Below are 1,134 nucleotides of genomic sequence, written 5' to 3'. Positions count from 1 at the left end.
GAACTTGGTCTTATGGGGGTCTTGGTTCCTCAGGAATATGGAGGAGCAGGCCTAAGTTATTCAGAATATGTAACGGTAGTGGAAGAAATATCGAAACTAGATGGGGCTATTGGCCTGTCTGTAGCCGCGCATAATTCATTATGTACAGGACATATTTTGCAATTTGGAAATGAGCAACAAAAACAGCAATGGCTTCCGAAATTAGCTAGTGGAGAATGGATTGGTGCCTGGGGCCTAACCGAACCCAATACAGGATCTGATGCGGGCAATATGCGAACTTTTGCTGAACAGGATGGGGATTATTGGGTCATTAATGGAGCCAAAAACTTTATTACCCATGGAAAATCGGGCAATATAGCCGTTGTCATTGTCCGAACCGGCGAAGTTGGAGATTCTCATGGGATGACAGCTTTTGTTATTGAAAAGGGAACAAAAGGTTTTTATGCAGGCAGAAAAGAAGACAAATTAGGCATGAGGGCTTCTGAAACTACCGAATTAATTTTTGATAATTGTAGGGTGCACAAAGATAATATCCTTGGAAAAGTTGGCCAGGGCTTTATACAGGCATTAAAAATTTTAGATGGTGGGAGGATTTCCATTGCTTCATTAAGCCTTGGTATAGCGCAAGGCGCTTTGGAAGAATCCATAAAATACTCTAAAGAACGACATCAATTTAATAAACCTATATCTGATTTTCAGGCCATTTCATTCAAGCTAGTTGATATGTCCACACAGATAGAAGCCGCAAGACTTTTAATAGAAAAAGCTGCGTTTTTAAAAGATCAGGGGAAAAAGATTCAAAAGGAATCCGCAATGGCTAAATATTATGCTTCGGAAGTAGCCGTTAATGTTTCCACTGAAGCGGTACAGATCTTTGGTGGCTATGGGTATACAAAAGATTATCCGGTGGAAAAATATTATCGGGATTCCAAGCTTTGCACAATTGGAGAAGGAACTTCCGAGATCCAAAAACTGGTTATATCACGAGCAATTCTAAAATAAAAAAGGCTTTTAGGAGAATTGCTATAACCGAGCATGAAAACTTTAGACAAAAAATGTTTAATGCTACATTTTAAAAAGAAATAATGATCATATATAAAATTGACCTCTAAGCAGGTACCCGTTATACATAAA

At 38.7% G+C, this 1,134-nt stretch carries 1 protein-coding gene; it reads left to right on the top strand.

The genetic code is table 11. From position 1 onward, the window contains the following. On the top strand, positions 1 to 1,002 hold a 1,002-nt coding region (locus E1171_RS00985), incomplete at its 5' end, for an acyl-CoA dehydrogenase family protein (protein WP_155203208.1). Positions 1,003 to 1,134: the final 132 nt, after the last annotated feature.

The organism is Xanthovirga aplysinae, from assembly GCF_009711365.1.
Classification (GTDB): Bacteria; Bacteroidota; Bacteroidia; order Cytophagales; family Cyclobacteriaceae; genus Xanthovirga; species Xanthovirga aplysinae.
Note: the sequence above shows the minus strand (reverse complement) of the source record. Positions and strands in the feature narration are given on the sequence as shown.